This is a genomic window from Schaalia sp. lx-100 (assembly GCF_021083625.1).
Lineage (GTDB): Bacteria > Actinomycetota > Actinomycetes > Actinomycetales > Actinomycetaceae > Pauljensenia.
Genome location: NZ_JAJNRP010000006.1, coordinates 1 through 24411 on the forward strand (window position 1 = coordinate 1; position 24411 = coordinate 24411).

The following is a 24411-nucleotide window of genomic DNA, read 5'->3' on the forward strand; positions in this document are numbered from 1 at the left end:
GAGAGTCCGAGTGTGAAAATGAGCAGAGTGATGGTGGTGAGTGCGGCCTTGCGTTTCATGCCTTTGAGTATAGCTATCTTAAGGCATTTGTGTGTGTGTGGGAACGGCCAGTCATTGCCAAGGCCCTTTGTGATAGGGGTGCTGGGTGACTGGCCGTTTACCGTTTGTTGAGTGCGGGGCGTAGGGTCACAAGCGCCAGATAGGAGTGTTTTAGGTGTGGTTCACCCCGCGCAGTATGACAGTATCAGATTTTCTCGCCATATGTGCGACAGACGGAAAAGGGGCCGCTCTCGCGTATCACGCTCACACACGAGAGCGGCATAACAGATGTCACTAACATCTAACGCTCATCATACTTTTTGTTGTGTTCGCGCGCAATTCGGGCGTTCACGCTGGCCAGATCGTAGCCGTGCTCGGTTTTGATGATGTGGTCGCGCTGTTTCCATTTAGCGAGTAGCGGGGCGCTGAGCTGTGGGTGTAGGCGTGTGAGTTCTTGGCATTTGAGGTACAGGCCGGGCGTGTTCCATGTTTTGAGTGCGCGCAGTTCTAGGGCGGTGAGTGATTGTTTCCAGTGGCTGGCGGTTTGCCATGTGGTTTTGCAGTTTTCGCAGACGGGTTTTGCTGCGTAGCCGTTCTTGGTGGGGTTTTGTGTGACGTTTCGGGTTTTGCATATGGGGCAGGGGCCGAGGTGTCGTGGCGTGTAGCCGGCGAGGTGGGTGATGTGTGCGAGGATGCGCGTGATTTCTCGTGTGAGTGTGTCCCACATGTGGGGGTCGCGTTCTTCTAGCACTGGGGTTTCGTGGGCGAGGCGGATGAGCGGGTCAGTGTGGTGTGTGAGGCCGTATTGGGCGCACCATTCTGCGGCCCACGCGTTGAGGTCTGCGAGGGCGCGTATGTTGTGGGGGAAGTTTTGGTGCGCGTGGAGGTGTTGGTCGAGTGTGGGTGTGGCGCGCGTGTGGGTGCGGGTTGGGGCCGGTGAGTGTAGGTGTGTGTCTGGCGTGGTTGTGGGTGTGATTGTGCGCAGTGTGATGAGGTGTTGGGTTGCTGTTTTTGCGTTCACTCGTGGGTTCCTTTCACTCACCGGCCATTACCGTTTGTTTACTTTACTGTGGGACTAGTTTGGTGTTGTTTTTAGAATGGGGCTGGGTCGTTTGCGCTGGTGCCCCAGGGGTCGTCGGTGGGTGTGGCGTAGGTGCCATTGCGGGCCGCTGACGCTTGGGGGGCTTGCCCGTTTTGTCGCGGTTTTACGCCCAGAAAACGCGGGTGCATGACCTCTAGGCTTTCGCGTGTTTGCCCGTCCGCGGTGGGGTAGGTGTCAAGCTTGAGGGTGCCGGTAACGCTGACCGTGTCGCCTTTGTGGAGGGTTTCTGCGAGGTTTTCGGCTTCGTACTCCCAGAAGGTGGCGCGTATCCACAGGGTTGCGCCTTGGTCTTCCCACTGGCCGCTGGTCTGGTTTTTTTGTGCGGGTGTGGCGCATATGGGCAGGGTGAGGACGGCTTTGCCGGTTTTGGTGAATTTGATTTCGGGTTCGGTGCCGAGTCTGCCGGTGAGTGTGAGTGTTGCGCTCATGGTTCTTGTTCTCTTTCTGTCATTGCCCCGCTAAGCGTGCTAGGAGGCGTTTTGACGGACTTTTATCAGGTTTTGGTATGTGGGTGCCACTTGGGGGGTAAAAGTCGCTTAGAGCGGCTTACGAGTGATTCTAGGGGCATGTGAGAGGACGGGGCCAAGGTTCGACGGTTCTCGTCCTATCGCGTTCCATGCCACCTCATCGGGGGCCGGGTGGCCGTCTTGGATGGCGAGGATGAGGTTTTTTCGCCACAGGAGCTCAACCTCTGGCTCATCCTCTAGCCCATCGGGGATAGGGATTCTCCCATAGGCCTCTACGCGCCTTTGGCGGATGTCCCGGTGCATCGCGTTGATGTCGCAGGGCATGATTGGGTGCCGGTTTTCCGCGTAGTACTTTGTGACGATATGGGTTGCTTCATTGAAGCACAACGTTTGGTCGAGGGCTTTGGACCATGTGACGATCATCGTTTGGCTGACCTGACGGCGGTCCACACTGGCGCAGATGGCGAGAATTTTCGCTATTTCCTCGTGGGTCATCATGACGCGTCACCACATGGGCTAGCGTCAAGGTGTGCCCACTCGTTGCCGGGGGCCGCTTGGTCTTGCTGCTGGTAGTGCTCAGCGAGGGCGAGCCAGTCGGCAACGATCTCATCCGTGCTGCCTGTGCGCCTCGCAGGGAGCGGCTCATCTTCCCACGACCCGGCGTTCAGCCACGTTGTCGGGTGCTTGGTGTACTGGGCTTCACGGTTAGGGTCTGCCGCATAGCGGGCCGCGCCTTGAATGATAACTTCCGGGGAGGCTTCCTTGATGGCTTTGTCCCACGCGACCCGCGCACGCAGTTTGCCGACTTTTCTCGGGTATGCCTTCCAGAAGCGCTCGAAGTCTTTTTCGATCCGACTCGCGGAGTGGTCGCGTGTGTCTGTGAGGGCAATGAGGGCGAAGGGTTCCGACTCGGGTTCCGGCGTGGGTTGGGGCGTGTTTTTTTCGTCGTTTGGGGCCGAGGTTTGTTCGGGGATTTGGGGACGGTTAGAGGGGCTTTTCTTCCTTTTGGGGGTATGGGTTTCTTTTTCTTCTTCTTCTTTTCTTTGTATTACTTTCTTTTCTTCTTCTTCTTTTTCTTTCCTTAGGGGGTCTTTTCCTTCTTTTTTCGACGATCCGCTTTCCACATTTCCACAGGCAGTTTTACACAGCCCTGAGTGTGTTAGAGGTAACAATTTGTTCGTATTAGAGGTCACATCAGTGTAATAGCCATCACAAATATTTATTCCAGAATGTGTTAGAGGTAACAGCTTGTTCGTGTTAGAGGTCACAAATGCGCATTTGTTGGAATCTTGAATTACTTTGTTCGATCTTTCTTCGCCAAAGTTACCATTTCGTAATAAACCCTCATCCGACCCCTGAGAACACGCGCAATCCAGCGCTTCCGTACTCACCCAGTTATAAAAATCGACCACGTGAATGATCTTGGCCGAATCCGCCATATAGGTGATAACAAAGCCGGCGAGCTTCAGCTCAGCCAACGCCAGCGCCACATGCTCTCGAACCTCATCACCCTCGCGCGCCTCAGAGAGCAGATGCTCAGTGAGCGTGCCTGCGTCTCCGACCCCCCATGCGTCCACGTGCTTCAAAATCTCAATCAACGCTACCTGTGCGAGCGCAGACAGCCCCTGATAACGCTCACTAGAGAGCAGGCGCGCACTTATCTTACGATTACACATACAAAACACAACCTTTACGAAAACATTACTTACAGTGTGGTGGGCGACAATACGAACCGAAACACGTACTCGCCCTTCTTGCAGGTGCCGTCCTCGCGATAAAACGCCGGGCCAGCCACATGAGCCGAATCATCATCTACCCACACGCCCGCATCGGTCAGCCCGTCCAACATGGCCTTCACGCTCGGATACGTGTTCGCAGGATCAGCCCGCCGCCTGTGCGCATACTGCACATACACGCTCACCATGCACAGGCCAGCAACCGGCTTGATGCCCTGTGAGAGTGCGTGATAGCGTGCGCGGCGACGCAACATGCGCGTGCGCTTTGCTCGTACTGGCCAGTGGTGGCGCGCGTTAGCCGACAAGAATTCGCTTGCCGGGACGCGCACGATCAACGTTTGCTCACTCATGGCCTACCCACCTCGCTCGCGTTCACCTCTAGAGGGTGGGTCCCTCGCCATGCGCGCTCAAGGTGAGAGATCGTCGCATCCGGGTTGTGTGGGTACCGATACAGTGAGATTCCCTTGTAGTGGTCTTTGCCCGGCTCGGCGGGATGAGCTAGCGCCAGAGTGCACATGTCCCGCAGGACATCCGCCCGTGTGCCCTCGCACGCATCCTCTAGTACGTCTAAGCGTTTCGCGCGGAGCACGTGCTCCACCCACATGAGCAGTTCGTCAAAATCCGTTTTCAAAATGGGCAGGGAATAACATATCAAAGCCTTCCCGCCCTGTACGCGGGCCAGAACGCATTTTTCACGCGGCTTAAAACTGATCCCAAACCCCGTAAAATGACGCAGGACCTTGATTGCCGTTAGCCCGATAGCGTTATACGAGGGGATGCTCGTGTCAATCGGTAGCTGTACCGCGTGGGCGAGAAAGCGTTTCCGATTCTCCACATAACGCCCCCAGCACGGGGCGCATATCCACCAGTAGTTAAACCGCTCCGCGCTGGTTAGTTTCCCGTCGCACAGGTAGCATACGCGCCGATCAATGAAGCTCGGGTGCATGTCCTCGTATGGGTCTTTCGTTGTCATGACAGGCCTCCGATCCGTTCTTTTTCTCGGCGCTCACTCTCACGCGCGCACTCCACCAAAAGGCGGCCAGCTTCCTCGGCGTACAGTTCGCGCCAGTAGCGCGTTCTGCCACGTGAAGCCCAGTGGGTGAGGTTGCCGAGGTCTTTTTTAGAAAATGCGAGGACTTCGGCCCATTCTTTGAGGTGGGTTTCCTGCTCACTGGTGATAAACCGCGCATCTGATGCCTCTGGTGCCGCTGATGCTGCTACAGGCTCAGACGCGGGCGCGGTTTCGGCGGGTTGTGGTTCGACATCTTCTATCACCTCGGCCACAACCTCCACCGGCTCCACCTGCTCTACATGAGGCTGTGCGGGCCGCGATTGCACCACAGGCACAGGAGCAGACTGCGCGTGAGCAGGCCCATCCTGCGCGCCTTCTAGCTCATCAGGCGTATAACGCACACCAAACAGCACATCCGACGCGCCCTGACGACACACCTCCGTGATCGCACGAGAACGCAGCATCTGCAACGGGTACTCACTCCACGGGCCTTTGCGCCCCCATAAGCCCGCCTGCACAGCCTTTTGCTGATCCCACGTGACAGTAAACGTGAAATCCGGGTCGTCGCGGCGAATCAGCTCCGCTGTCACGCTTTGCCCGCTCTCACGAATACGTAGACGATGCCCCGCTTTGCGCACGAGAGATGCCATCAGGTCAGCGCTCATGGATGGGCGGCCGTTAATTACCGTGATTTCGTTGAGTACCGTTACTGGGGGGATGTTGAACGCGGCCCCGTACTCTATAGCAATCAGGATGTTCTCGGGTTTACGCGCATACGAGGGGGGCAGCATGTTTGAGGATGCCAGCGCTTTCGCATACGAGATGCGCGCGTGCATTGATTCCGCGCTTAAAATCAGATCACTCACTGTCAATTACTCCATTGTTCGTATTGTTTTCTGTATCATCGTCGGTGTTGAGGGTGTGTGCGGCGGCTTCCAGCATCGCGCGCGCACTAGAAAACTCACCCAGCAGCACATCTTCCTGCTGTGGTGTTTGACGCACGATCACCGATGGCTCACCCTCCCCGGTCAGGTCCACAACGCCGGGTGGGATTTCCCCGCCAAAACGCTCAATGAGGGCTTCCATGCGAGCAAGGCTCGTCGTGGCTTCAGGGAACACGTAGGTGGGTTTGCCGCCGTGTTCTACGCCGTTTTCTTCACACCATGCGACAAATGCGAACGCGTCCGTGATTTCAAAACGCCCTATGCGGCGCGGCTTGCCCATAGATACGGTGGCTACGCTCTCGCCCGCGCTTGTGCGCGCGTGCAAGCGGTCCCCCGGTTGCATCCCGCTCTCACGCAGGTGTTCTTTCGCGGATTTTTCAGCCGCTCCCACACGGGAACGGATCAGTTTGGCTAGTGCGAGAGTGCGTAGCGCCATGCGGGTCCTCTCACCTGATATAAGCTCACTCATCCTGCTCGCCTCCCCTCGTCCTCGTCGTCCCATGAGTCCTCGATGCACCGGTCCCGCCAGCTCTCATATGCAAGATCAGCAAGCGCTCCGATGTCCTCGCCCGGCTCATCGTCCTCGTTCCACCACTCGTAAGGCTCATCAAGCACGCTGTTTTCACTCATCGTCAGCCGCCTCATCCGTGTTCTCGGGGGTTTCCTCTTGTGAGGCTTGCTCTAGGAGGATGAGTGCGTCGTTGATACGAAACGCGGCCTGCGAAAGCGCCTTATAACGCTCCGCGTCCTTTTCTCGGTCGACCTCTAGTAGGACAGCGTGCAACGCTTCCCGCACAGTTTTAATAGTCAACATTGTTTTTCTCTTTTCAATATCACGAAATTTCACTACAACACTTCTTGATAGCGTGTTCGCACGCCACCACGAGGAAGCGCCCTCACTCATCCGCTTTTTCATCCGATACCTCTCGTTTCCCTAGCTGATACAACGCCAGCAAGTTCGCGCCAGCGATAAGCCCGCCTGCGGGGATGTGCCACAGTGGAATGTCCTCATTGGCCGCGCCGATCACCATGAACCCACCCACAAGGAACGAGAGCCACAGCACCATATCCCGCAACGTGCGCGCCGTCTGGCGAAGTAGGCCACGCCAGAAAATACGCTGTTCCCGCCCGATTTTGGGCGCACGAAACCCGGGCCTTTGCCTTCTCATAGTCTTTTTTCTTTCTCTTACGCCCCCAACACTGGGGGCTTTCGATTACTCGCCGCTTATGCTCGCAGCGTTAGTCACCGGGCGGCCAAACCCATCAATATGCCGCCTGTGAATCCGATACATTGGTTTAGACGTGCCCGGCTTGACCATGCGAGCAGGAAGCGCGCCCTTAGAGATCAGACGGCGAACCGTTTTCGCATCCATCCCCAGCAGTATCGCGGCCTCAGCAATCGAAAACCACTCCTGCACAACCCCGCTCATGCCGCACCACCTAGCCCATGTGCGAGGATGAGGCGCGCCCGCGTTTCCAGTTCTTCGGGATGAATCAGACCCCGCGCGGCCTGACACAGTTCCATCTGCCTCGTGGCCTGCCTGATCCGCGCGCTGACCTGATGCTCTACCGCGCCCGGCTTAACCGTCTCCCGCTTATGAAAATGGTATTCCAGCGTGTCTATGGCCTCGGTCTGATACGCCACGATCATGCGTTTGGCATGGTCGTTTCTAGCTCTGCTGGTGCCGATGGTCGCCAGCCACATGGTGAAAGTCCGCCGACTAACCGCCACATAGTCACGAGTCTTACCGTCCGACCCAGTTATGGGCATCATGCTCATGGTTGCCCACGGGCGGCGCTTCAAACGGCGGTACTGCGCCAGATAGTCAAGGCCGAGCGCGTCACACACGGGCATAAGCGCAATCTGCGAGCCGTCGCCATTCGTGATAATCTCTGCCCCATAGAAGGGGATTCTGATAACATTGGTCATAAGAAAAATCCTTTCTTTCTTAGCCTCAGATGGTCTCGTCATCTGGGGCTGTCGCTTTCTTCCGTGTTATCGCGGACAAGGATCATCACGTCGTCGAACGAGTGTCCGAGCCCTGCTTGTAATGCGCCTACCGCAAAACGCGCGGTAGGTTGCTCTTTTCCTAGCCAAACCGCGCTGAAGAATTGGCGCGTGATTCCCATTGCGGCAGCGATAGCCGCATGAGTCATTCCGGTGTTTTCTACGAGGTAGCGGAATTTTTGAGTCAGTTGGACTTGAGTAGACAAATGCTCTCCTTTCGATTAGTCACTTTGCAACACTTTTGTTGCGACATGACTAGACTAGTGCTCGTAAAACATCCTGTCAAGTCGAAACGCAAAAGACTATGCATAGTGACTATATGTGCTGTACTATAGATATATGGATATAAAAGATTGGTTTCAGGAAACCGTTAAGAGTGAGAGCATTAACGCGATTGCCCGTAAAGCCGGCATTAATCAGGTGACCCTTAACCGGCAGGTAAACGAGGATCGACTCTCTGCCGAAACAATCGCCGCAATCGCCCGCGCCTACAAAAAATCAGTTCTTGACGCTCTGGTTATCCAAGGACTACTCAAAGAGGCTGATCTCGTGTCTTTTGTCAGGTCCGTAGAGGTACAAAAACTTACAGACGAGGAACTTGTTGCCGAAATTATGCGACGATTAAAAGAGTGTCCTACTGCGGAGACTGCATTTGATGAGCCGTTTAGGGATGTCAGATAAGATGCGTTATCCAATCGAAAACTCCTTTTAGTCTTTACCCGAATTTGGGTAGATTGTGTGCATGGGATCAAAACCGCTACCAGTAGGCGACTTTTCACAGACAGTCGCCAAAACACTCAGTCACTACGCAGACCGAGCAGGTCTTAGCCAATCTGAAATCGCTAGAAAAACCGGCATATCACAGAGCCGTATCATTCTTGAGAGCGAACAATCGCCCGCTATCAGTCATACCAAACCGGCGCGTTAAACCCCGCCCACCAAGAAACTTCTCAACAAAATACTGCTGACCACGCCCAGTAACCTTCGGGGTCTTACTCACCGTAACATGACCATCCGCATGAGTAACCGCCGTCTCCTTGACCTCAAACAGGCCCAAATCAATCGCCCGCTGAGTCGGCATATTCCGATCACTCCCCTTACGCTTGATGAGATACCCCTTCTCACGCAGCCAGTTAAAAAGCCGCTGACCACCAATATCCACACCGTTCCCCTTAAGAATCTTCGCTAAATCCCCCACGAGGATTGATGTTTTCGACGTGGCCACAGAATCAGCGAAAAGGACTTTCGGCGCATCTATCGCGGCTTGAGCTTCAAGCTCCCTGCGTTTGGCTTGTTCTTTTTTCAGTTCTGTGGCGATCTTGATGATCGTGTCCGGGTTTAGGAGGACTTCTTCGATTTTTTCCGGTGTCATGTACGCGCCATGCCTACGGACAGAGGGGAGGACTTCGTGCGTTACCCAGCGCTTGAACGCCTTGGCTTCCGGTTTGCGGCTTCCTAGGATGAGGGAGTAAAGACCGGCCTCGGAAACAACGTTGAGGTCGTGACCCTCATTTGAAATGAGGGTCCGTTCGTCATCGTCTAGACGAGTTATCGCCTGTGACGGGTTTCCGATTTCTAGGATGCGTGTCACGTCGGCTACAACGAACCACGGTTCGCCGTCGCTTCCGGTAATGACCCGGATGCTGGTGCCCTTGTAGTCGAAGGGTGTCATCTGGTTCATGATTTTTTCTTTCATTTTGTGAAGCACTCCTTACAAAGTGTGCGGTCAATGAGCTTGACCGGATTCACGTCCACAGCTTTGGTAAAGCGGACTTCGGCCTCGTGAGTGAGCGCGCTTGCAGTTGTTCCGATGGCATGCGCAACGGCTGTTAGCTCTCCTGTTGAGAAGGCAACTTCGCCTCTGCACTTTCGTCCGAATACGTTCGGATGCATCTGGATTTTGTTTGCAATTTCCTTCTGGTCGAGGCGGAATCGAGCAAGCTCTGCTCTTACTACGCCGGAAAGTTCTTCGTCAAGGGTTGCAAACCCAACTCGGTTTACGATCATGAAATTAATTATAAACCCATTTCGGTTTTTTGCAACCTTGTTCGGTTCGTGTGTCAGAATATATACATGGCTAAGGCGAAGAAGTTGCGACCGGTTGATGACCAGATCCGACTGATACTGCAGGCAGCGGCGCGCGAAGCCGGGTTAAACCAGTCAGAGATAGGGAGTCTCGCCGGGATGTCCCAAAATCGTGTTGGCATCATTTTTCGCGGTGAAACTCCACCGGCAACAGTAGGGGAAGTGAGTGCCATTTCAAAGGTGGTGGGTCTTTTGTCTTGGGAGGTTGTCAGTCGCGCTGAAAAATCGGCCACTACCCAGACCCCCAAACCGAGCCTGAAAATCATCCCCACACCAGAGCCAGAGCCAGAAGAAGAAGCGTTACCAGACTTTTCTAAGCTAGCCGCGCGCCGCGTCACCAGCCGCCCCCAATACGACCACGCCCACAACCACGACACGACAGGCGAGGAAAGCCAAGACCCTAGCGACTACGGGTACGACTGGTAGACCCCCGCATGTGGAACCCGTGGCACGCGTTACGTGAACGCGCAGACCTCGCCCTCGTATGGACCGACCAGCTCCCTGACGGCGCGCTCGGCGCAACCGACGGTAGACGCATCTACATGACCAAACGCCAGCTACAGGCTGAGCGCAGGTGTACGCTCACGCACGAACTCGTACATGTGGAGTGGGGGCATGACGGGTGTCAGCCGAGCGCGATAGAACGAAGCGTGCGCGCAGAGGCCGCACGCAGGCTTATCGACATTGACGACCTGACAAGCGCCCTCATATGGGGGCACGACCCGGATGAGATAGCAGAAGAACTGTGGGTGGATGTAGACACGTTACTGGCCCGCCTTGAGTCCCTGACCGAGGGTGAGCGGGCACGGGTTGAGCGGGCGATAAAAAAGCGTGACGAATCCCTTTAGGACCAGATTAGGACCACGCGTTTTTGACCCCTGTTTTTCCGCATGATTTAGCCAGTCGAAAGAGAGTCCCGCCGTCTCCGCAACCGCCCCGTGATTTCGTCGAGATCACGGGGTTTTTCGTTGGGGAGCCCCATCTGTGCTGACTATCTGAAATAGGAAATGCGCTTCAGTGGAAATTCACTGCGGCATATATGGAATTTGAGTCCATATTCAGATGCGACAAATGTGATGTAAACATCATGGCATGGGTATATGAAGCCTCTTTCTGCTGCTGACATATGGTGAAAATCAGTCATAACAGGTGGAAAAGCTCCGAGGTGTGATCTATTGCCTATCTGTGAGTTTGTGTCAAGGGCACTTATCCGCGTAAAGTTATTCCCAGCCAAACGGCACTGCGCTCGTAGCTCAATGGATAGAGCATCTGACTACGGATCAGAAGGTTGGGGGTTCGAGTCCCTTCGAGCGCGCGGCGGCCCCCCTCGGTGAGACCCACCGGCGGGGGTTCTGCGTATCACTTCAACACAGCCGTATATCGCAATCATTTAGGCATCCTCCGCTTTCGGTTACGCCCCGCGTATCTCCTTCAGCGTATAGCTCATTTCTGGGCACACTCTGTGGAGAACCCTAAACTATCCGCCTTATTTCTTATGAAAAGAAATCTGGGTTAGCGGACTTTTCGTGTTGGTTTTTATGGTGTTTGGTCTGCCTGACACCCAAGCGCACACCAAAGATCATGTAATCGCGTAACCTCATAAATATGACTGACACGCATATCCCCACGCGCACACTGAACGATGGCACAAAAATTCCGCTCATCGGACTTGGAACCTACCGGCTCAACGGTCCTACCGGTGTTCAAGCAATGCTGCACGGAATTGACATAGGCTACCGCCTGCTTGATTCTGCCTTCACCTATGAAAATGAGGGTGCAATCGGTGAAGTTGTCCGTCGCTCACCAATACCGCGCGAACAACTAGTACTGACATCAAAACTGCCTGGCCGCCATCAACAATACGACGAAGCAGTAACAACAGTGCATGAATCCTTATACCGCGCGGGTCTTGACTACTGGGACTTATACCTTATCCATTGGCCCAACCCAGCCCGAGGAACCTACGTGGAGGCTTTTCAAGCTCTCATAGATATGAAAGAAGCAGGCCTGATTCGTTCAGTCGGCGTATGTAATTTCCTGCCAGAGCACCTGCACACGCTGAAAGAACACGTAGGAGTACTCCCCAGCGTGAACCAAGTGGAATTACACCCTCGTTTCAACCAATCTGCTCTGCGCGCACTCCACGATGAACTGGGAATATGCACGCAATCATGGTCGCCTTTAGGCCGCAAACTTGCACTCGTCCACGCCCCAGTTATTTGCGCACTCGCTGAAGAAACAGGTCTAACCCCCGCTCAGCTCATCTTGCGGTGGCATTATCAACACGGTGCAGTGCCGCTGCCAAAATCTGCGAACCCTGAACGTCAAAAAGAAAATGCGAATATTTTCCATTGCGAGCTATCACAATCACAGATGGAACGTATCGACGCGCTTTCCCTGCCCGACGGTCGAATGGCCGGCCAAGACCCAGCGTTTTATGAAGAATTCTAAAAGCTACGTGAATCTGGAACCCTACTTCACCAACGTCACACGATAAACATTTGTTTCACGCTGCTCAAAACCACACCGACGGTACAAACGATTTGCGGCTTCGCGTGAAGGACGGGAAGTGAGGTCCACAGTTCGTGCTCCAAGGCTTTTTGCATGCGCCAAAGCTGCTTCTACAAGGGCTTGCCCGGCTCCTTGGCCACGTGCTTCGCTGTCAACGACAACATCTTCAATCCACGCGCGCACACCGGTAGGTATTTCAAATGTGGCTAGCGACAGCATGCCAAGGATAGGACGAGAATCATCCTCAACACGCTCATTTGCGTCAGCGCAAGACGTAGGAGCAGGAGCCTCGCCACTGCGGAAAACAAATACGTGAACACTAGGCTGGGCAACAAACCGTGCAGTAGCTTCTGCATCCAGTGGTTGCGCGCTGCGTGAGAGTTGCGGAATAAGTCTTTCCATCGCGCGGACAAGTGCGGGGGAGGACTCGGTAATCAACTCAACGCTCATGTGGTGGCTCCTTGTGTACGCGTTATATGCGGCTTACGTGAAAATACATGTGAGGGTGCGCGCGGTTTCGCAGGCACATGCTGTAAAACACCTGCATAACGAGCCTACACGCTGCACTGTATTTTTGTGGGTAAGGGCAAAAACGCGTGTCCGCTTGAGGTGACGGAGATTCTTTCGTGTCCTTGAGTCTGCACTTCAGGACTGGCCAAATTATGCTGCCTGAGGTAAATGAATATGCGCTAAAGCAGTATTTTCAACTGAAAACTTCGGTAAGTGACAAGCAAAAATCTGTGTGACCTGTTGCTGGACTTTAGCTATGAAAGTACTGTAATTCTTTATGAATGTGCGCGCACGGTCCAAAGCATCATAAGGTCGCCCAAAGACAAGAAATGATTGTCCGAGGTAATTCACAATGAATAATGAACTATTTGTGAGGACGCTTGCGCTCCATAAAGACAAACCCGCCATAACGCCTGCATTTGTGAAAGTGTACGACAGCATCATCACAACAGCAGCAACGATGGCGTAGCGGATACCTGTGCGAATGACAGAGCCTTGCGAGGCAAAAACTTTCCTATTCATCAGGTAATTAATTGTGCACGAAATAGTCCGTGCAATGACTACCGGCACGAAAACCCCACCTGTTATTGCATTCAAGGTAAGCAAAATAGTGTATTCGGCAGCCGTCGATGACAACGATGAAGCCAGGTAGCGCACAGGTCGAGCGATACGATGCACCACTGTTTGTGCGCTGACGCATATGCTGTGAATACCCGTTGTTTTTTGCATACTTTGAGTGTGCGCAGCGCTTTTATGTGCCATTTATGACGTAACTATGAATAACCTGTGAAAGTATCTGCCCATTCGTTAGAGGTCACATTCGGTTTACGAGAATCTCGTATATAACAGCGTATGTAGGCTGTATATAACAGAGCCAGTAAACGATGAAATTTACTGATACAGGCGGCTGGATATGTCAGCCGTGAATAACACACCCTGCTGACGCAGTGACAGCCTACGAAAATCCTATGTAGAACCTGTGAATTAACGACCGTGTATTCAAGAGCTGTACGGTCAATACGCTGAATGTGGGGTGTTTTGGCGTGACACTAGGCGCTGAGCGTCCGTGCAATCCAGTAGGTGCACGAAGCTTATTCCTTGTCGGGTTGCTGCCCGTCATGTGCAAGCCAGCGACATTCGGTTATATCCATGTGCGTAAAAGTCGCTGTGAAAGAAGAATCTTCAGGGCTACACGCGTAGATTCCAAAGGAAATTTCATCCTGTGCTTCCCACATGTGACATATCCTCATCTGTGTGAAGGTAATACCGTCAACGGAACATTCAATACAAAAATCCTGTTCCCTGCGACTTAAGCGGTACCACATGGATTTCACAGAAGCATCAATCGCTGTGGTTGCCCAATCTGAGTACCCATGATTAGTGACAACACTGCCAAGATGTTGAAAATCCTCATTTTCGTATTCTATGGAGCCTTTGATCCAGTTCTCGCTGTCCAAGTACATAACGACGCCGCATTGGTCGAAACGATGCTGAGTGTCAAAATGGGTCTGAACGACAAATGAAAAATATTTTTCCGATGTTTTCATTTGCAATACGGGCGCGTTGTCATTTCTGAAGTGATAGTACGTGCGCTGCCATAAATCTGTGTGCGCAAGAGTAGTAATTTCAATACGTTCAGGACTTATGTGGTACTTGCTAGGTTCCCTGATCCACTCTAAGCGAGTGACATCAAACATTTCTTTTCCTCTGTAGTAGTTTCTGTGTTTGTCACCTGTAATGATGAACGTCGTGACAGCACACATGCTGTCTCAACATGCGACGAATATGTGGACAGAAAAAGCAAACGATACGGCCAGCTATAAGCGTCTGGTCACACAGGTTGATTTCGATTGCTTCTAAATGAAGACCTCCGCAATACGCAGAGGTTTTCGCTGGTTCATGAAAATTTAAGGATCGAGATGGTTTGCGAGCCACTGGTAAAGCTCATTACAAGAGAGCGTGCCGGATGCAACATCAAGAATCACGTTGATGAGTTCTTCTTGGCTGTAGGTGAAAGAAAGTCCGTTGATCCTCAAGAAGGTCATCATCGCCAGCGTTCCGATACGTTTGTTTCCATCAATAAAAGGATGATTGCTGACCAGTCCGTACCCCAGCTTTGCTCCTTTTTCTAAGAAACTTGGATACAGGTCATCTCCGGCAAATGTTTGAAACGGCGCGTTGAGTGCTGAATCGAGCAGTCCCTCATCACGGATGCCTTGTACGCCACCAAAGTGGTCAATCAGTTCTTGATGAAAGAGCAGAATCTGGGAGTGGGAGAGGCGTTTCATTTGGCAAGCGTCTCATAGACCAGTGCGTCTTGAGACATGAAATCACGAGCAACGCGCAACGCTTCATCATCAGAAACTGTCTCGCTTGCTTCCACAGCGGCAAAGTCTAAAACGACATAGCGCGGCGAATTGTTCTTCAAAATCACAGCGCACCCGAACTGGTCCACTCGTTTAGTGACCTCAGAAAAATTGCGATTGGCTTCGGATACCGAAAGCAACGTATTCGTATCAATGTTCATCGCTGCTACCTCCTTACTCCAAAGGATAGCAGATTTTACCTATAAATTTAACCTATTTTGGAGTCAAACACTATAAGCACTATATAAAAGCTCGCCCGGAATGGACCTTTGCAGGCATCTATTGTAGATGACGGTATCTCAGCGCCAACACCAAAAAGCGAGAAGAATCCATCAACGCACTGGACGCAAAAGACGAAGTACTCCTCACCATCATGGCAAGGCTTGCTTGGCAAGAAAGCCAATCGCTATCTCAAAACATCAAACTAGGCATTCGGTGCCGCGTACCCAAAAAAGACCTGTTCCTACAAACACACACTGTGCGCAAAAATGTCACTAGCACAATCTGTAGAACAGGCATTTTAGCTGGATACTACCCCTTGCGTGACAGCACACATGCTGTCTCAACATGATCTGTGTGGGGGAACATGTCAAAAATACGGACAGAATCAACCTGATAATTTGGCATATTATGCAGGTCTTTTGCCAAAGTTTCGGGGTTGCACGAAGAATAAATGACTCGCTGAATTTCGCTGGAATTAATCCACTGTGACAGTTCGGGACCGATTCCTCGTCGAGGAGGATTAACGATCAATACATCCGGATATGTCGCCTTTTCTTGGGTAAGTGCCCATTGTGTCGCATCAGCGGTAATGAAATTACTGCGTGTTCGTCCAAAACCTGCTGTGCGTGCCGCCAAGCGTGCGGATTGTATAGCCTCACGTGACAGTTCAATTCCGGTGACATGTTCAATTCCGGCATATGCGCAGTGAAGGGCAAAGCCGCCGATCCCACAGTACAAATCCCATAGTGTGCGAGGCGTATGTGCAGGTGTTTTTTTGGGTGGCTCATCGGAATGTGAAGTGGGGGATGCGTGAAGATGATGTGTCGCCCACATGCGAACTTGCTGGTACAACTGTCCTGCTATATCCGTATTTGTTTGGACGAATGAGCCGGGACTCAGGAATAAATCAAGCCCACCAATGGTGAGAGGTAAAGCAGTGAGGCGGGTGAGGATAATTTCATCCGTTCCTTCAACGGTGGCGGCGTGTTGGGGGTGAATATTTGCTGTGATAACTGTGGCTTGAGGAATGAGTGTGCGCAGTTCGGTCAACGCTGTCCGTATATTGCTCACCATGTCGCGGCTACGCAAGACAAAACGGATCATGAGTTGATCGTGGGTGCCGACGATCAGGTGGATATATTTCAGTTCGCCTTTTCTTTGAGTGATGTTGTAGGGCTGAAGTTTGACCAGGCGAATGAAACGTTTAAGGGCGGGAATTGCTTGTGTGATAGCTGGATGCTGAATCTGGCATTGGGGTAGGTCAATAGTGTTTTTATGAGGGCCGAGTATGCCAAGAGTTGGGCGGCGTGGTGTGCCGCCGACAACGAGTTTTGCTTTTGTGCGGAAACCTGTGTGCGCGGATGTGGCGCTTGGAAGCCATGTAATTGTCTGCGCATAGGGGAGTGCAGAAAGGGTTTGCCGTACCCGTTTTTCTTTTGCGCGTATTTGGGTGGGCATAGGGATTTCAAGATATGTGCAAGAAGTGCATGTGTGTTCTTCCCAATGCGGACAGTGCATACCTGTGATCGTGTCATATTTGCTGCGGAGCTGTGAAGTTATTTTGTGTGAGAAAGTGCTAATGGGTGCTTTTTGACGATTACGGCTAGTTTGATGCGGGATTTTATGGGTGTGTTGAGGGAGCAAAAGTGCAGGTCATACGTCAGGTGATTGACTCAAAGAGAAATGAAATTGAGTCCACTAGGCTCAACTTTGAGGTTTTCAACTTGCGGACACAAAGCGGGACACCTAACATTGAGTCCATCAGACTCAAGAATGAGTGAGTGTCTTACACTTACCCGCCGAATTGACTGGAATACCAGGCAAGACGAAAGGAACTTCAATGTCACGTGCAGTAGGCATCGATCTTGGAACCACAAACTCTGCTATCGCCGTCCTAGAAGGTGGCGAACCCACCATCATTGCAAACGCTGAAGGTATGCGCACCACGCCCTCAGTTGTCGCCTTCTCGAAAACAGGTGAAGTCCTCGTAGGTGAAATCGCTAAACGACAAGCCGTGACAAATGTTGACCGCACAATTTCATCAGTAAAGCGCCACATCGGCACAGACTGGACTGTCAGCATCGACGATAAGGCATACACCCCGCAGGAAATTTCTGCCCGTATCCTCACCAAACTCAAACGAGACGCAGAAGAATACCTCGGTGAAGCCGTTACTGACGCTGTCATCACTGTTCCTGCATACTTCAACGATGCGCAGCGTCAGGCCACAAAGGACGCAGGTCAGATCGCCGGCCTGAACGTGCAGCGTATCGTTAACGAACCAACCGCAGCAGCCCTTGCCTACGGACTCGAAAAAGGCAAAGAGGATGAATTAATCCTTGTTTTTGACTTAGGTGGTGGCACATTCGACGTATCCCTACTGGAAATCGGTAAGGATGACGACGGATTCTCCACAATTCAGGTACGCGCCACTGCCGGTGACAACCGACTGGGCGGCGACGACTGGGATCAACGCATTGTTGACTGGCTGATTCAGCAGGTGAAAACCAAGACAGGTGCAGACCTGTCCAAGGACCCTGTGGCCCTGCAACGCTTGAAGGAAGCAGCTGAACAAGCAAAGAAAGAATTGTCCAGCGCAACCAGCACAAATATTTCACTGCAATACTTGTCAATGACGGCTGATGGCCCAATTCACTTGGATGAATCACTCACTCGCGCCAAATTTGAAGAAATGACTGCGGACCTTATTGACCGCACCAAGAAACCATTCCACGATGTTATTCGTGACGCGGGAATTAAAGTGTCAGACATCGATCATGTGGTCCTCGTTGGTGGCTCAACCCGTATGCCAGCAGTCACTGAAGTTGTGAAAGAACTAACCGGCGGTCGTGAACCGAATAAGGGCGTTAACCCTGATGAAGTTGTCGCAGTAGGCGCTGCGCTTCAAGCCGGTGTTATCAAGGGTGACCGTAAAGACGTGCTCCTGATTGACGTGACCCCGCTTTCCTTGGGCATTGAAACCGAGGGTGGCCTTATGACGAAACTCATTGATCGCAACACTGCGATCCCGACCAAAGCCTCCGAAGTATTCTCCACTGCTCAAGATGGTCAACCTTCCGTACTTATTCAGGTTTACCAAGGTGAACGCGAATTTGCTCGAGACAACAAGCTGCTTGGCACCTTTGAACTATCCGGTATTGCCCCAGCACCACGCGGTGTCCCGCAGATTGAAGTCACATTCGACATTGACGCAAACGGTATCGTGCATGTTTCCGCTAAGGACCGCGGCACAGGTAAGGAACAGTCTGTGACTATTACAGGCGGCTCCGCTTTGCCAAAGGAAGACATTGATCGCATGGTACGTGAAGCGGAAGAACACGCCGCCGAAGATAAGAAACGTCGTGAAGACGCTGAAACCCGTAACGGTGCTGAACATGCCGCATACTCCATGGAAAAACTGCTGAAAGACAACGCCGACAAGATCAGCGAAGACACCCGTTCGACGGTTCAAGCTGACGTGGACGCCGTGAAAGAAGCTCTCAAGGGTGACGACATTGAAGCTGTTAAAGCTGCGGTGAATAAACTCAACGAATCTGGTATGAAGATTGGACAAGAAATCTATCAGGCACAGCAAGCAGCAGAAAATGCTTCAGCAGCTGAGGGGGCTTCTGCTCAAGCTGAAGATGAAGTCATCGACGCCGAAGTTGTGGACGAAGACGAAAATAAGTGAATCAGCTGCACCCCTACTCGCCTTGCGGTGGCTACGTAGGGGTACTCTGAAAAGAAAGGGAACTGCTGTGCCACGTGTGATACTCACGGACACAGCAGTCCCTCACACATAACCAGAGTTATATGCAGGTCAGACTGCGCGATAACAGTTCACACGGCAAATAGGATGGTGAATAAACGTGACTGAACAGGTGCCACACGATGCGCAACCTCAAAAACACGAGGAGGACGCACTACCTGACCAGGATATTTCTATGGGAGAAGATCACTTTTCGTTCCCCTTAGATGAAACTGACGCTGCAACTTCACCAGCAGAAAATGCGGACACGGTGGACATGTCAGAGTTCGAGGAACGCGTGGAAGACAGCGAGCTAAGCTCAGCGTTAGCGCAAATTGCGGATCTTGAAGACCAGCTTGCCCGCGCTCATGCTTCCCTCTACAACCTCGATCAGGAATATGCTGGCTATGTTCGGCGCTCAAAGGAATCCGCAGGTCAGACACGTGAAAACGGGAAAGCGGATGTTATCGAAGCGCTCATACCTGTCCTCGATGATATTCATGCTGCTCGTGAAGCTGGTGACCTTGTTGAAGGGCCTTTTGCCGCTATCGCTGCAAAATTAGAGGAAACCCTTTCTGCGCGTTTCCATGTTGAACGTTTCGGACAAGTTGGGGATGACTTTGACCCCCTCGTACACGAAGCCTTGATGGCCCAAACAAATGACGCAGTAGATCACCCTGTTGTTGCTCAGGTACTTCAACCAGGATACCGACACGGCGAAAAAGTACTGCGCCCAGTTAAAGTCCTTGTTGATAACCCGCAGTAGAACCCCGTTTTCGACACGAAAGCAAGGGAATATTTACCCGCCTCGTGCGGATATGCGCGATTACAAAAGGTTCAGTAACAAAACACTACTCAGGAGGTGACGTGCAGTGGGTGGTCAAGATTGGTTGAATAAAGATTTCTACTCGATTTTAGGTGTAGCGAAAGACGCTGACGCTGCTGCCATTAAAAAGGCATACCGTAAACTTGCGCGCACCTGGCATCCTGACCAAAATCCAGGTGATACAAAAGCCGAAGAACGTTTCAAAGAAATCGGTGAAGCATACGCCGTTTTATCCGATAAAGAGCAACGACAGCAATACGATGCCTTACGAGCAATGGCCGGCGGAGGAGCGCGTTTTTCTGCAGGCCCAGGCGGGGCAGGTGCAGCCGGTTTTGAGGATCTTTTTGGTTCTATTTTCGGTGGCTCAGGGCGTTCACGGACGCAATTCGGTAACTCTGGTGCAAACAGTGCTGATTACGGCAACATATTTGAGTCGTTTTTTTCCAGCGGCTCACATGGGACAAATTTTGGGTCTTTCGCAGGACAAACAGGGGGAAATACCCATTTTAGCCAAGGAATGCCCTTTGGCGCACAATCGGGTTCCTACACGCAACCCAGGTCAGAACCTATTCGTGGTGAGAACCTGAAAGCCACAACCACACTGTCATTACGTCAATCCCTTGAAGGTGCGACCGTGCGGATGAAAGTGGGGGGGCGCCACATATCCACCCGCATACCGGCAGGCGTGAAAGACGGCCAAACACTCAAGCTATCTGGAAAAGGAAAAGCAGGACGCAACGGCGGCACCGCAGGCGACCTACTGCTCACAGTGCATGTGCGTCCCGATGCCCGCTATACCCGCAACGGAAATGACCTGCAGATAACAGTTCCTGTTACAGTTTCAGAAGCCTTACTTGGAGCAGAAATTACCGTCCCTGATTTTGATGGCGCAATGCATACCGTGACAGTGCCTGCAGGATCCTCCTCAGGAACTGAAATACCCATCAGCGGAGCCGGCGTCACAACCAGGGAATCCGTTGGCGATCTTGTTGTCATTTTACGTATCCAGATACCTACAGAATTGACGGAAGAACAACGCGAACGTTACGAAGCGCTTGCGGATATTTTCGATAATCCTCACGTGCGCGACAACTTTGCTTCTGCCGAGGATGTGAACTGACGATGGTGCGTGCAAGGAATAGCTCGCACTATCAGGACGACCCCACTTTAACTTTCGTCATTTCGGTGGCAGCCGAACTTGCAGGTATGCATCCGCAGACTCTGCGACAGTACGACCGATTAGGCCTAGTTATTCCTGCACGCACTCAAGGCCGTGGGCGACGCTACACAAGCCGTGATATTCAGCGTCTACGACAAATCCAGCATTTAAGCCAACAAGAAGGTATCAACCTTGAAGGCATCCGCCGGATTCTTGATTTAGAACGTCGCGTTGAACAGCTAGAAGCTGAACGCGATCATTTACACGAGCGCCTCGCTGAACTGGAAGAACGTCGCAACCGCGTATTTGCGGCATCCGCTACAGGGCGTGTACGTCAACTGCGACGAGGTGAACGTTCTTTCGTGGATACAGGCGAACAGGATACCACCCCAAGTGACACACCTGTTGCCCTACAACTCACACGCTGGCAAGGTGATATGCGAGGCTACACGTATATTCCTCGCAATCGGCGTATTCGTGCGGTCATTGAACCTGCCCCTGCGCATGTTCACGTTCTTGAAGGGCATGTTGTCGTCGTTGATTCATAAACGGCCAAAGCCTTGAAATATTACGCTGAGTACCCGTTTTTTCAGAGAAAAATCACCATATATGAACCTGTAACACCGGACGCGGGCATCATATATGCTGTGACGCTCGGTATGAACTGTCGAACACGATCATTACAGGCCATCATCAGGTATTTTTCCTTGTGAAATAAACGAAAAAAGCTCACAATACCCTTCAATAAATGGTGACTTAGGTCCTTAACTTGCTAGAATCTGAGCGAACGGTCCGAGGAAGGACCGCCAGCAAGATAACGGAAGATGAGGACCCGATGGTCAAGTACGTGTATGACTTCTCCGAAGGCGATAAGTCAATGAAAGACCTACTAGGTGGTAAGGGAGCAAACCTAGCTGAAATGACGAAACTGGGATTACCGGTGCCCCCCGGATTTACTATCTCCACGCAGGCATGTCGAGCCTACCTGCGGGAAGGCTGCGTCCCAGAAAGCCTTGAAACAGAAGTAACAACTGCACTACGTCGTGTAGAAGACCACATGGGTCGCCGCTTAGGTGATGCCGCAGATCCACTGCTCGTTTCTGTTCGCTCAGGCGCAAAATTCTCTATGCCCGGCATGATGGAAACAGTCCTCAACATTGGTTTGAATGACGAATCCGTACACGGCCTCGCTCAAGTAGCTCAAAATGAACGTTTTGCATGGGACTCCTACCGTCGCCTCATCCAAATGTTCGGTAAAACCGTGATGGACATTGAAGGCGAACTGTTCTCACACGCATTAGATTCCCTGAAAGCACAACGCGGCGTCACAGCAGACGTTGATCTAACTGCCGATGACCTGCGTGAACTGGTTGACACATTCAAGAAGATCGTTCTTGAAGCAACCGGTAGCCCATTCCCACAAGATCCTCGTGTCCAAATGGACCTCGCAATCGAAGCTGTTTTCCGTTCGTGGAACACAGAACGCGCACGTATCTATCGTCGTCGTGAACGTATTCCACATGACCTTGGGACAGCAGTAAATATCTGCACCATGGTTTTCGGCAATATGGGACAAGACTCCGGCACAGGCGTGTGCTTCACACGTGACCCCTCCACCGGACATTCTGGTGTTTACGGCGACTACTTAGAAAACGCGCAAGGCGAAGATGTCGTGGCCGGTATCCGTAATACCTTGCCACTGTCGGCTCTCGGTGAACGCAACAAAGAAGTGTACGACGAATTACGTGGCATTATGCGTAAACTCGAAACACACTACCGCGATCTATGCGACATCGAATTTACAGTGGAACGTGGGAAGCTGTGGATGCTACAGACTCGCGTAGGTAAACGTACCGCTGCGGCTGCCTTCCGCGTAGCAATCCAGCTTGTTGACGAAAAACTCATCACTCGTGATGAGGCTCTAACACGCGTCACCGGCGATCAGCTCACTCAGCTCATGTTCCCCCAGTTCGATGCCTCGGCACCAAAGGAACTGATTGCAAAAGGCATGGCCGCTTCCCCAGGCGCAGCTGTGGGACGTATCGTTTTCGACAATGTGCAAGCTGAGGCCGCAGCCCAAGCTGGTGTGAAGTGCGTGCTTGTTCGCCGTGAAACAAACCCAGATGACCTCCCCGGCATGGTTGCAGCCGAAGGTGTGCTTACTGCTCGTGGCGGTAAAACCTCTCACGCTGCTGTTGTGGCACGCGGCATGGGCAAGACCTGTGTATGCGGTGCTGAAGCACTTGATATTGACGCTGAAGCAGGAACCGTGACAGTGGGCGGCCGCGTCCTCACAGGTGCAGACACCATCGCTATTGATGGTCAGACCGGTGAAATCTTCTACGGAGATGTTCCGGTGACTGATTCACCTGTGACCACCTACCTCACACATGGACTGGAAGCAGGCCTGGCTGTGGCTGGCGATGATGAAGGAACAGCGGAACTCATCAACGCGGTACATAAGCTGCTGACACATGCGGATTCTGTGCGCCGCCTGCGTGTGCGCGCAAATGCTGACACCCCTGAAGATTCACGCCGCGCCATTGAATTTGGTGCAGAAGGTATCGGCCTGTGCCGTACAGAGCACATGTTCTTGGGTGCTCGTCGTCCGCTTGTGGAACGCGCCATCCTATCTGAGGCAGGCTCACAGGAACGCCGCTCTGCCTTCGATGAGCTTGAGAAATTATCCAAGCAAGACTTCCTGCAAATGCTTGAAGTAATGGATGGAAAAGCGATGACAGTTCGACTCATCGACCCGCCATTACACGAGTTCTTACCTTCCCTGTCGGAACTGGAAGTTAAGGTTGCCGTAGCAAAAGCAACAGGTTCAGCAGATCCAGCCGACGAAGAAATGCTGGCAACAGTTCGTCGTTTCCACGAACAAAACCCCATGCTTGGTTTACGCGGCGTGCGTCTGGGGATCTACTTGCCGGGCCTTTTTGCTTTGCAAATGCGTGCTCTGTGCGAAGCAGCGGCAGAATTGGTTGCTCGCGGCCTGAACCCACGTCCAGAAATCATGGTTCCGTTGGTTGGTTCTGTGCGTGAACTTCAGCTTATCCGTGAAGAAGGCGAATCAATTATCGCTCAGGTTGCCGAAGAAGCAGGTGTAGACCTGTCGGGCGTAACCATTGGTGCAATGATTGAACTTCCACGAGCAGCAATGACCGCAGAAGACCTCGCTGAAGAAGCTGACTTCTTCAGTTTCGGTACAAATGACCTGACTCAGACCGTGTGGGGCTTCTCGCGCGATGACGTTGAAGGCGTTTTCTTCCCCGAATACATTGAAGCCGGCATTTTCGGTGTCAGCCCATTTGAATCCATCGATGTTCATGGTGTTGGCACTGTCGTAGCCGAAGGCGTGCGTCGTGCCCGCTCCACAAAGCCCAACATTAAGCTGGGCGTGTGCGGTGAACACGGTGGCGATCCGCTCTCAATCCACTTCTTCCATGAGGTTGGTTTAGATTACGTGTCATGCTCACCATTCCGTGTACCAGTTGCACGTCTGGAAGCAGGGCGCGCTGTTGTTGTCGCGGATATCGCTGACTGATAACACGCTGAAATAGGCGAAGAAAGGCCGGTGTTGGTACGCCCAACGCCGGCCTTTCTGCTAAAAATAGGGTTACCGGATAAAAGTCAGGCTTATAAGTTAAAGATCAGATACAGAACTGAGTATTTA

The 24411-nt window shown here is 52.4% G+C and carries 30 protein-coding genes and 1 tRNA gene; 10 read left to right on the forward strand and 21 right to left on the reverse strand.

All coding sequences use genetic code 11. The features are described from left to right. Window positions 1–340: 340 nt before the first annotated feature. The 13 genes from LRP54_RS05110 to LRP54_RS05165 all read right to left on the reverse strand — a co-directional run bounded on the left by LRP54_RS05110 (window position 341) and on the right by LRP54_RS05165 (window position 7514). The gene (locus LRP54_RS05110) at window positions 341–1060 is read right to left on the reverse strand and encodes a hypothetical protein (protein WP_231235247.1); all 720 of its coding nucleotides are present in this window, start codon (window positions 1058–1060) and stop codon (window positions 341–343) included. A 71-nt stretch (window positions 1061–1131) separates the two neighbouring features. Then, entirely contained in the window at window positions 1132–1569 is a 438-nt protein-coding gene (locus tag LRP54_RS05115) for a single-stranded DNA-binding protein (RefSeq protein ID WP_231235248.1), read from the reverse strand. A gap of 108 nt (window positions 1570–1677) precedes the next feature. After that, the gene (locus tag LRP54_RS05120; protein WP_231235249.1) at window positions 1678–2106 is read right to left on the reverse strand and encodes a hypothetical protein; all 429 of its coding nucleotides are present in this window, start codon (window positions 2104–2106) and stop codon (window positions 1678–1680) included. Then, complete coding sequence (locus LRP54_RS05125) at window positions 2103–3284, reverse strand: hypothetical protein (RefSeq protein WP_231235250.1); 1182 nt, start codon at window positions 3282–3284, stop codon at window positions 2103–2105. Before LRP54_RS05125 ends, LRP54_RS05120 begins: the two co-directional genes overlap by 4 nt. Before the next feature lie 29 nt (window positions 3285–3313). Next, window positions 3314–3694 carry a hypothetical protein gene (locus tag LRP54_RS05130; RefSeq protein WP_231235251.1) on the reverse strand — a complete coding sequence of 127 codons (381 nt, stop codon included), beginning with the start codon at window positions 3692–3694 and terminating at the stop codon, window positions 3314–3316. A 619-nt stretch (window positions 3695–4313) separates the two neighbouring features. Then, the gene (locus LRP54_RS05135; protein ID WP_231235252.1) at window positions 4314–5222 is read right to left on the reverse strand and encodes a hypothetical protein; all 909 of its coding nucleotides are present in this window, start codon (window positions 5220–5222) and stop codon (window positions 4314–4316) included. Beyond that, complete coding sequence (locus tag LRP54_RS05140) at window positions 5215–5769, reverse strand: hypothetical protein (protein WP_231235253.1); 555 nt, start codon at window positions 5767–5769, stop codon at window positions 5215–5217. Before LRP54_RS05140 ends, LRP54_RS05135 begins: the two co-directional genes overlap by 8 nt. Beyond that, window positions 5766–5930 carry a hypothetical protein gene (locus LRP54_RS05145; protein ID WP_231235254.1) on the reverse strand — a complete coding sequence of 55 codons (165 nt, stop codon included), beginning with the start codon at window positions 5928–5930 and terminating at the stop codon, window positions 5766–5768. Before LRP54_RS05145 ends, LRP54_RS05140 begins: the two co-directional genes overlap by 4 nt. Beyond that, window positions 5923–6114, reverse strand: a complete 192-nt coding sequence (locus LRP54_RS05150; RefSeq protein WP_231235255.1) for a hypothetical protein — start codon at window positions 6112–6114, stop codon at window positions 5923–5925. Before LRP54_RS05150 ends, LRP54_RS05145 begins: the two co-directional genes overlap by 8 nt. Before the next feature lie 82 nt (window positions 6115–6196). Beyond that, window positions 6197–6331: a hypothetical protein gene (locus LRP54_RS08410; protein WP_269212763.1), complete on the reverse strand. Its 135-nt coding sequence runs from the start codon at window positions 6329–6331 to the stop codon at window positions 6197–6199. A gap of 183 nt (window positions 6332–6514) precedes the next feature. Continuing rightward, entirely contained in the window at window positions 6515–6730 is a 216-nt protein-coding gene (locus tag LRP54_RS05155) for a helix-turn-helix domain-containing protein (RefSeq protein ID WP_231235256.1), read from the reverse strand. After that, entirely contained in the window at window positions 6727–7230 is a 504-nt protein-coding gene (locus LRP54_RS05160; protein ID WP_231235257.1) for a phage antirepressor N-terminal domain-containing protein, read from the reverse strand. Before LRP54_RS05160 ends, LRP54_RS05155 begins: the two co-directional genes overlap by 4 nt. A 38-nt stretch (window positions 7231–7268) precedes the next feature. Next, a complete protein-coding gene (locus LRP54_RS05165) occupies window positions 7269–7514 on the reverse strand; it encodes a hypothetical protein (RefSeq protein WP_231235258.1) in 246 nt (81 codons plus the stop codon). Between the two features lie 133 nt (window positions 7515–7647). Between LRP54_RS05165 and LRP54_RS05170 the strand changes: the two genes are divergently transcribed. Then, on the forward strand, window positions 7648–7989 hold the full coding sequence (locus LRP54_RS05170; RefSeq protein WP_231235259.1) for a phage regulatory CII family protein: 342 nt from the start codon (window positions 7648–7650) through the stop codon (window positions 7987–7989). Between the two features lie 178 nt (window positions 7990–8167). On the opposite strand, the gene LRP54_RS05175 is transcribed toward LRP54_RS05170, so the two are convergent. Beyond that, window positions 8168–9004, reverse strand: a complete 837-nt coding sequence (locus LRP54_RS05175; protein ID WP_231235260.1) for a phage antirepressor — start codon at window positions 9002–9004, stop codon at window positions 8168–8170. After that, window positions 9001–9315 (reverse strand): hypothetical protein, encoded by a 315-nt coding sequence (locus tag LRP54_RS05180; protein ID WP_231235261.1) that lies wholly within the window; start codon window positions 9313–9315, stop codon window positions 9001–9003. The genes LRP54_RS05175 and LRP54_RS05180 overlap by 4 nt, the downstream gene beginning before the upstream one ends. A 177-nt stretch (window positions 9316–9492) precedes the next feature. Between LRP54_RS05180 and LRP54_RS05185 the strand changes: the two genes are divergently transcribed. From LRP54_RS05185 to LRP54_RS05200, 4 genes are all read left to right on the forward strand, one after another. Further along, entirely contained in the window at window positions 9493–9819 is a 327-nt protein-coding gene (locus LRP54_RS05185) for a hypothetical protein (RefSeq protein ID WP_231235262.1), read from the forward strand. An 8-nt stretch (window positions 9820–9827) separates the two neighbouring features. Continuing rightward, entirely contained in the window at window positions 9828–10241 is a 414-nt protein-coding gene (locus LRP54_RS05190) for a hypothetical protein (protein WP_231235263.1), read from the forward strand. A gap of 394 nt (window positions 10242–10635) precedes the next feature. Continuing rightward, window positions 10636–10708, forward strand: a tRNA-Arg gene (locus LRP54_RS05195). A gap of 290 nt (window positions 10709–10998) precedes the next feature. Next, window positions 10999–11844: an aldo/keto reductase gene (locus LRP54_RS05200; protein WP_231205652.1), complete on the forward strand. Its 846-nt coding sequence runs from the start codon at window positions 10999–11001 to the stop codon at window positions 11842–11844. A gap of 21 nt (window positions 11845–11865) precedes the next feature. Here LRP54_RS05200 and LRP54_RS05205 read toward each other — a convergent pair whose 3' ends face one another. The 6 genes from LRP54_RS05205 to LRP54_RS05230 all read right to left on the reverse strand — a co-directional run bounded on the left by LRP54_RS05205 (window position 11866) and on the right by LRP54_RS05230 (window position 16520). Continuing rightward, entirely contained in the window at window positions 11866–12354 is a 489-nt protein-coding gene (locus LRP54_RS05205) for a GNAT family N-acetyltransferase (protein WP_231205651.1), read from the reverse strand. Between the two features lie 210 nt (window positions 12355–12564). Next, window positions 12565–13143, reverse strand: a complete 579-nt coding sequence (locus tag LRP54_RS05210) for a GtrA family protein (protein ID WP_231235264.1) — start codon at window positions 13141–13143, stop codon at window positions 12565–12567. A 362-nt stretch (window positions 13144–13505) separates the two neighbouring features. Next, entirely contained in the window at window positions 13506–14111 is a 606-nt protein-coding gene (locus LRP54_RS05215; RefSeq protein ID WP_231205649.1) for a DUF1349 domain-containing protein, read from the reverse strand. A gap of 210 nt (window positions 14112–14321) precedes the next feature. Then, window positions 14322–14702: a type II toxin-antitoxin system death-on-curing family toxin gene (locus tag LRP54_RS05220; RefSeq protein ID WP_231235265.1), complete on the reverse strand. Its 381-nt coding sequence runs from the start codon at window positions 14700–14702 to the stop codon at window positions 14322–14324. Next, complete coding sequence (locus tag LRP54_RS05225) at window positions 14699–14941, reverse strand: type II toxin-antitoxin system Phd/YefM family antitoxin (protein ID WP_231235266.1); 243 nt, start codon at window positions 14939–14941, stop codon at window positions 14699–14701. The genes LRP54_RS05220 and LRP54_RS05225 overlap by 4 nt, the downstream gene beginning before the upstream one ends. A 370-nt stretch (window positions 14942–15311) precedes the next feature. Beyond that, complete coding sequence (locus tag LRP54_RS05230; protein ID WP_231235267.1) at window positions 15312–16520, reverse strand: methyltransferase domain-containing protein; 1209 nt, start codon at window positions 16518–16520, stop codon at window positions 15312–15314. A 322-nt stretch (window positions 16521–16842) separates the two neighbouring features. Between LRP54_RS05230 and dnaK the strand changes: the two genes are divergently transcribed. The 5 genes from dnaK to ppdK all read left to right on the forward strand — a co-directional run bounded on the left by dnaK (window position 16843) and on the right by ppdK (window position 24282). Beyond that, window positions 16843–18693 (forward strand): molecular chaperone DnaK, encoded by a 1851-nt coding sequence (gene dnaK, locus LRP54_RS05235; RefSeq protein ID WP_231205647.1) that lies wholly within the window; start codon window positions 16843–16845, stop codon window positions 18691–18693. A gap of 253 nt (window positions 18694–18946) precedes the next feature. Then, entirely contained in the window at window positions 18947–19516 is a 570-nt protein-coding gene (locus LRP54_RS05240; RefSeq protein ID WP_269212764.1) for a nucleotide exchange factor GrpE, read from the forward strand. 106 nt (window positions 19517–19622) lie between these two features. After that, complete coding sequence (locus LRP54_RS05245) at window positions 19623–20696, forward strand: DnaJ C-terminal domain-containing protein (protein WP_231235269.1); 1074 nt, start codon at window positions 19623–19625, stop codon at window positions 20694–20696. Window positions 20697–20698: 2 nt separating this feature from the next. Then, a complete protein-coding gene (locus LRP54_RS05250; RefSeq protein WP_231235270.1) occupies window positions 20699–21283 on the forward strand; it encodes a heat shock protein transcriptional repressor HspR in 585 nt (194 codons plus the stop codon). A gap of 287 nt (window positions 21284–21570) precedes the next feature. Next, window positions 21571–24282: a pyruvate, phosphate dikinase gene (gene ppdK, locus LRP54_RS05255; RefSeq protein WP_231235271.1), complete on the forward strand. Its 2712-nt coding sequence runs from the start codon at window positions 21571–21573 to the stop codon at window positions 24280–24282. The last annotated feature ends 129 nt before the right edge of the window (window positions 24283–24411 follow it).

Coding starts and splice junctions, on each gene's coding strand:
- LRP54_RS05115 (WP_231235248.1), bottom strand. CDS start 1,569: ATGAGCGCAACACTCACACTCACCGGCAGACTCGGCACCGAACCCGAA.
- LRP54_RS05120 (WP_231235249.1), bottom strand. CDS start 2,106: ATGATGACCCACGAGGAAATAGCGAAAATTCTCGCCATCTGCGCCAGT.
- LRP54_RS05125 (WP_231235250.1), bottom strand. CDS start 3,284: ATGTGTAATCGTAAGATAAGTGCGCGCCTGCTCTCTAGTGAGCGTTAT.
- LRP54_RS05130 (WP_231235251.1), bottom strand. CDS start 3,694: ATGAGTGAGCAAACGTTGATCGTGCGCGTCCCGGCAAGCGAATTCTTG.
- LRP54_RS05140 (WP_231235253.1), bottom strand. CDS start 5,769: ATGAGTGAGCTTATATCAGGTGAGAGGACCCGCATGGCGCTACGCACT.
- LRP54_RS05145 (WP_231235254.1), bottom strand. CDS start 5,930: ATGAGTGAAAACAGCGTGCTTGATGAGCCTTACGAGTGGTGGAACGAG.
- LRP54_RS05150 (WP_231235255.1), bottom strand. CDS start 6,114: ATGTTGACTATTAAAACTGTGCGGGAAGCGTTGCACGCTGTCCTACTA.
- LRP54_RS08410 (WP_269212763.1), bottom strand. CDS start 6,331: ATGGTGATCGGCGCGGCCAATGAGGACATTCCACTGTGGCACATCCCC.
- LRP54_RS05155 (WP_231235256.1), bottom strand. CDS start 6,730: ATGAGCGGGGTTGTGCAGGAGTGGTTTTCGATTGCTGAGGCCGCGATA.
- LRP54_RS05160 (WP_231235257.1), bottom strand. CDS start 7,230: ATGACCAATGTTATCAGAATCCCCTTCTATGGGGCAGAGATTATCACG.
- LRP54_RS05170 (WP_231235259.1), top strand. CDS start 7,648: ATGGATATAAAAGATTGGTTTCAGGAAACCGTTAAGAGTGAGAGCATT.
- LRP54_RS05175 (WP_231235260.1), bottom strand. CDS start 9,004: ATGAAAGAAAAAATCATGAACCAGATGACACCCTTCGACTACAAGGGC.
- LRP54_RS05180 (WP_231235261.1), bottom strand. CDS start 9,315: ATGATCGTAAACCGAGTTGGGTTTGCAACCCTTGACGAAGAACTTTCC.
- LRP54_RS05185 (WP_231235262.1), top strand. CDS start 9,493: ATGTCCCAAAATCGTGTTGGCATCATTTTTCGCGGTGAAACTCCACCG.
- LRP54_RS05190 (WP_231235263.1), top strand. CDS start 9,828: ATGTGGAACCCGTGGCACGCGTTACGTGAACGCGCAGACCTCGCCCTC.
- LRP54_RS05200 (WP_231205652.1), top strand. CDS start 10,999: ATGACTGACACGCATATCCCCACGCGCACACTGAACGATGGCACAAAA.
- LRP54_RS05205 (WP_231205651.1), bottom strand. CDS start 12,354: ATGAGCGTTGAGTTGATTACCGAGTCCTCCCCCGCACTTGTCCGCGCG.
- LRP54_RS05210 (WP_231235264.1), bottom strand. CDS start 13,143: ATGCAAAAAACAACGGGTATTCACAGCATATGCGTCAGCGCACAAACA.
- LRP54_RS05215 (WP_231205649.1), bottom strand. CDS start 14,111: ATGTTTGATGTCACTCGCTTAGAGTGGATCAGGGAACCTAGCAAGTAC.
- LRP54_RS05220 (WP_231235265.1), bottom strand. CDS start 14,702: ATGAAACGCCTCTCCCACTCCCAGATTCTGCTCTTTCATCAAGAACTG.
- LRP54_RS05225 (WP_231235266.1), bottom strand. CDS start 14,941: ATGAACATTGATACGAATACGTTGCTTTCGGTATCCGAAGCCAATCGC.
- LRP54_RS05230 (WP_231235267.1), bottom strand. CDS start 16,520: ATGCACTGTCCGCATTGGGAAGAACACACATGCACTTCTTGCACATAT.
- dnaK (WP_231205647.1), top strand. CDS start 16,843: ATGTCACGTGCAGTAGGCATCGATCTTGGAACCACAAACTCTGCTATC.
- LRP54_RS05240 (WP_269212764.1), top strand. CDS start 18,947: ATGGGAGAAGATCACTTTTCGTTCCCCTTAGATGAAACTGACGCTGCA.
- LRP54_RS05250 (WP_231235270.1), top strand. CDS start 20,699: ATGGTGCGTGCAAGGAATAGCTCGCACTATCAGGACGACCCCACTTTA.
- ppdK (WP_231235271.1), top strand. CDS start 21,571: ATGGTCAAGTACGTGTATGACTTCTCCGAAGGCGATAAGTCAATGAAA.